This window comes from Bellilinea sp. (assembly GCF_034432615.1).
GTDB lineage: Bacteria > Chloroflexota > Anaerolineae > Anaerolineales > Anaerolineaceae > Bellilinea.
The window spans coordinates 1-4,096 of sequence record NZ_DAOUBL010000272.1; the positions used below are offsets into that span (position 1 = coordinate 1).

The window sequence follows — 4,096 nt, forward strand, 5'->3', positions numbered from 1 at the left end:
AAACGAGAGCCGTATGGGTTGAATGTGTACCTGCGGATCGAGGATTTGCTAACCGTGCATGGACACGGCGGAGCGAGTTATATCGAGTGGCTTGACGGAGGTAATGGACATGAAAAAGATGACCTGGAGAGCATATACGGTAACGGAAGAGCGGGAAGTGGAACAGGCGCTGGCACACGACGAATTGACCACGGGGGAAAAGCCGGTGTGGGCACAGGTGAGCGAGAAAGCGCCGGGTGAGCTGGTGGAGTGGGTAGCCCGAACCGGGCTGGAAGTAGTGCGAGGAAAGGGGATGCTTCCGCATGACGTATGGCTGACCCATGAGGCAAAAGCGGTGGAGTCCCAAGCGCATTTGAGCTTGTTTGGGGAGGTGTGAGATGGCGAAGGTGATCACAATCTACAACCAAAAAGGTGGCGTTGGCAAAACCACCCTGGCGGTAAACCTGGCGCACGGGCTGGTGCGGCTGGGTAAAACCGTCACGTTGATGGATTTTGCCAATCCGCCGTATTGCCACAAGTGGTTTGGGCTAGCGGCGGATGGGTCGGCGCTGCGCTGGATGATGGGGGAAGAGGTACTCCCTTATGAGACACACGTGGGGGTTAGTGTTCTAACGGGTTATAAGCCGAGTGTGAGTGAACTGTTGGATGGCAAGGAGATACGCCTGAGGGTGGATGAAATCAAGTGGGAACGGTTTGATGTGCAGGGAATGGATTGGATTGTGGCAGATGGGTATCGGTATGAACAGGACATAGAAGAGGAACTGTTGAAGTTGTCCGATTTCGTGCTGGTCCCTCACGACCCCAGGACACCGCTGGAGAGCAGCGAAGAAACCCTGACGTTGTGCCATGAATTGCGGCAGGAAGGCTGGCAGGGAAAGTGCTTTCTCATCGGCATTGTAGAAACGGTGGCAGATATAGATCGAACATTGGAAGCAGGTAAATCAGCAGATGGGGTATTTCTGCTGAGTTGGAACGCACGGGTGAGACAGAAGCGGACAGCCTTTGAACCGCCGCGGGTTGCGCGGGTAATGGCGGAGTATCACAACTTGGCGGTGTTGGTACAGGAGATAGCATGGCGAAAGTGATCACCATTGCCAACCAGAAGGGCGGAGCAGGAAAAACAATCACCGTACTCAGTTTGGCGCATGGCTTGGCACTGCGGGGCAAGGAAGTGCTGATTTTGGATTTTGACCCGCAAGGGCAGAGTGCAAGCTACTTAGGTTTGAAGCAGGAACCGGGGATTTTCTTCTTGTTGATGTCGTCCATCAAGCCGTTGGAAAAGAATGAAATGATCCTGCTGCGGCAGCAGGTGCGCAGCACAGGGCGTCCCCGCCTGTGGATTATTCCGGGTAGTCAGGAGACGGCGGTGGCGCAAAACTCGCTGGCGGCCCTGGACAAGCCGGTTTCGTACATTCGGGATGCTATTAGTGTTTTCATGCGCAACGGGCTGGATTACATCGTCATGGATACCAGTCCCTCGCTTGGAGGATTACAAGAGCGGGCGATCTGGGCAGCGGATTTTGTGATTGTGCCGGTTGCAATGGAATTTGGCTCATTGGAGGGATTGAATAAGACCCTGGGTATCATGCGAAATTTGAAAGAGAACAAAGGTTGGCGTGGGTCATTGGGTGGAGTACTGCCAACGTTCTATGACGATGTGACGCGAGAGACGAAAAAAATCGAAGAAGACCTCAAAGCGGGATTTGGCGAGTTGGTACTCCCGCCGATCCACCGGGCGACCGTATTTCGGGAATGTATCGCCGAAGGGCAAACCGTGTTTGAGAAAGCCCCCACAAGCCGAGCGGCACAGGAATACAAACAGATTGTGGACAGCGTATTGAGGTGGTAGATGGCGGAGCGGAGAACATTTTGGGCCGGAAAGTCGGAGCGGGAAGAGGAAGCACGGATGGAAACAGGTCCGGGGATGGCCGGGATGAACATGCCGACGATTGACGTCATCGGATTGATGAAGGGGCCGAAGAAACCGCGCAATCGTGCGTGGGAAAAGGAACATCGAGCCAAAACGTTTCGCGGCGTGCCTGAGGAGGTCAGCGACAAGGTGGTGGCGATTGCCGATCAACTGGGCGTGACCGCGGATGAAGTAGCCAGGGCATTTATGGAATACGGTCTCTACTGCATGGAGCGGGAGACCCTGACTGTTCAGCCCAAGATCAAAGGAGCCCGTATGACGCTTTACCCGCTCGACAGCGGTTGGACGCAACAACATGGCTGGGTGGAGGATGGGTGGAATCCTGCACCGAAAGCCATTGCTCAAGTAGAAACCCGGCGAAAGAAAAAAGAGCAGAAGGAACCGCCTTTGTGGGCTTATCGGGCGTCTTATCGGCTGCCCGGAGACCTGATCCAAAAAATCAAAGAAAAAGCCGAAAGCCATCATATTCCGGTTGGCGAACTGGTTACATTGCTGCTTAAACACAGCACGAGCCGCTATGAAGCAGGTGTTTTGCGTTTGATTCCTTACCCGAAACAAGAAGCGAGGGCGGAATGGAGCGAGAGTTGAAAATTGCGGTCGAGAAAATTGTGATTTTTGAAAAAGGGCAAAAAAGCAACGTCAGCGGTTTTGCTGACGTTCCGCTGACGCTCCGCTTACGCTCCGCCGACGTTGACGCTGACGCAACCGCTGACGTAGTCTTTTCTAGAAACCCTACAAGCCCTCTATTTTTATGGTGTGGCTATGTTTGTATGGGTGATGTGAAACACCCACCGAAAAATGGCTGATTTTAGTTGTTATTGAAACATTTGAAAAACAAAGCAAGGAGGTGAAAGAATGACAAAAAACGAGGCAGACGACAAGAGTTTTGGGCCTGTGCTGGACGGGATTACCCTGCCGGACACGATCATCCTGCCGCCGGAGATCGTCCCGTTGCTGCCGTGGATGAGTCTGGCGGAATTGAAAGTGGTGATTGCCGCCATTGCCCGGCTGATGCAATTTGGGGGTGCGGAGCCGATCACGCTCACCGAGTTCCAGCAGTTGACTGGTCTTGACCGCGAATCGGTGCTGGTCGGTATCGAGCGGGCGGTGAAACGGGGGCTGCTGTTTTCTTACTCGGTTGGAAGAGATGCTCATGGACAAGAGATTGTGGTGTTTGACTTTTACCCGAAATTTCAAAAGCAAGGAGTGCAGAAATGAGTGTTGAAGCATTTACGAGAGTTTGGGAGCATAGCCGAGCAAGGGGCAGCAGGTTAGTTTTGTTGCTTGCGCTGGCAGATCAGGAGGGGGCAGATGGCGTTGCTGTGATAAACACCCCTTTGCTGGCGGAGAAATGCCGCAAGAGCGAACAGTGGGTTAAGCGGACGATCCGCATTTTGGAGCGGGAAGAGGAGTTGATTCGCAGGGGGAATGCTGTTGTGATTCTGGCCGGGACAAACCGAGAAGACGCCGAAAGAATCTTGCAGAGTCGGGGGGTGAAGTATGGGTGAACGAAAAACTGCCGGGCCGGTTTTTGCCGGTGTCCGACTACCCACCGGTGCTTACTTGCCGATTGAGATCATTCAAGCCATGCCGTACATGTCGCTGGCAGAAATGCGGGTTGTTCTGGCAACGGTGTATCACACCCTCCAATTCGGCGGCGGCGAATCGCTGACTTTGACGGACTTCGAGCGATTGACGGGACTGGCACGCCCCTCGGTAGTTGCCGGTTTGAAAGCGGCACTGGAAAGGGGGCTTTTGACACGCTATGCCATTCCGGGCTATCGAGGACATGAAGAGTTCGTGTACGAGTTGAATGTGTATCCCGAAATAATCGGTTCAAAAAATGAACCGATTGACGGTTCAATCAGTTCAAAAAATGAACCGATTGACGGTTCAATCGGTTCAAAAAATGAACCGATTGACGCCCAAAATAACGGTTTAATCGGTTCAAAATTTGAACCGATTGGCGATATTAATAAGTTTAGTAATGCTGCTGTTAATAATAATAGCTTAATTAATTTAACAGCAGCATATCTAAACTTAATTAACGGCGGCGAAACAAAAAATTTGAACCGATTACGAAAAATTTTGAACCGATTACAAACCGCCGGGGTTTATCTGGCGATAGCCCATCGGTTGGTGCAAGAATATCCGCTGGAGCGGATC

At 52.5% G+C, this 4,096-nt stretch carries 8 protein-coding genes; all 8 read left to right on the forward strand.

Annotated features, from left to right (window positions below):
* The first annotated feature begins 109 nt into the window (after positions 1-109).
* Complete coding sequence (locus tag VAE48_RS12065; RefSeq protein ID WP_322793575.1) at positions 110-376, forward strand: hypothetical protein; 267 nt, start codon at positions 110-112, stop codon at positions 374-376.
* Between the two features lies 1 nt (position 377).
* Positions 378-1,085, forward strand: a complete 708-nt coding sequence (locus VAE48_RS12070; protein WP_322793576.1) for an AAA family ATPase — start codon at positions 378-380, stop codon at positions 1,083-1,085.
* A complete protein-coding gene (locus tag VAE48_RS12075; protein WP_322793577.1) occupies positions 1,073-1,849 on the forward strand; it encodes a ParA family protein in 777 nt (258 codons plus the stop codon). Before VAE48_RS12070 ends, VAE48_RS12075 begins: the two co-directional genes overlap by 13 nt.
* 57 nt (positions 1,850-1,906) lie before the next feature.
* Positions 1,907-2,518, forward strand: a complete 612-nt coding sequence (locus tag VAE48_RS12080; RefSeq protein ID WP_322793578.1) for a hypothetical protein — start codon at positions 1,907-1,909, stop codon at positions 2,516-2,518.
* Positions 2,503-2,736 (forward strand): hypothetical protein, encoded by a 234-nt coding sequence (locus VAE48_RS12085; protein WP_322793579.1) that lies wholly within the window; start codon positions 2,503-2,505, stop codon positions 2,734-2,736. Before VAE48_RS12080 ends, VAE48_RS12085 begins: the two co-directional genes overlap by 16 nt.
* 49 nt (positions 2,737-2,785) lie before the next feature.
* Positions 2,786-3,148 carry a hypothetical protein gene (locus VAE48_RS12090; RefSeq protein ID WP_322793580.1) on the forward strand — a complete coding sequence of 121 codons (363 nt, stop codon included), beginning with the start codon at positions 2,786-2,788 and terminating at the stop codon, positions 3,146-3,148.
* Entirely contained in the window at positions 3,145-3,438 is a 294-nt protein-coding gene (locus VAE48_RS12095; RefSeq protein ID WP_322793581.1) for a hypothetical protein, read from the forward strand. The genes VAE48_RS12090 and VAE48_RS12095 overlap by 4 nt, the downstream gene beginning before the upstream one ends.
* Positions 3,431-4,096: hypothetical protein (locus VAE48_RS12100; RefSeq protein WP_322793582.1), on the forward strand; the 666-nt coding region annotated here is incomplete at its 3' end. The genes VAE48_RS12095 and VAE48_RS12100, both read left to right, overlap by 8 nt.

Bases quoted from the DNA above. Each gene is read 5' to 3' on its own strand.
- VAE48_RS12085 (WP_322793579.1), top strand. From the start codon at position 2,503: ATGGAGCGAGAGTTGAAAATTGCGGTCGAGAAAATTGTGATTTTTGAA.
- VAE48_RS12080 (WP_322793578.1), top strand. From the start codon at position 1,907: ATGGAAACAGGTCCGGGGATGGCCGGGATGAACATGCCGACGATTGAC.
- VAE48_RS12095 (WP_322793581.1), top strand. From the start codon at position 3,145: ATGAGTGTTGAAGCATTTACGAGAGTTTGGGAGCATAGCCGAGCAAGG.
- VAE48_RS12065 (WP_322793575.1), top strand. From the start codon at position 110: ATGAAAAAGATGACCTGGAGAGCATATACGGTAACGGAAGAGCGGGAA.
- VAE48_RS12070 (WP_322793576.1), top strand. From the start codon at position 378: ATGGCGAAGGTGATCACAATCTACAACCAAAAAGGTGGCGTTGGCAAA.
- VAE48_RS12090 (WP_322793580.1), top strand. From the start codon at position 2,786: ATGACAAAAAACGAGGCAGACGACAAGAGTTTTGGGCCTGTGCTGGAC.
- VAE48_RS12075 (WP_322793577.1), top strand. From the start codon at position 1,073: ATGGCGAAAGTGATCACCATTGCCAACCAGAAGGGCGGAGCAGGAAAA.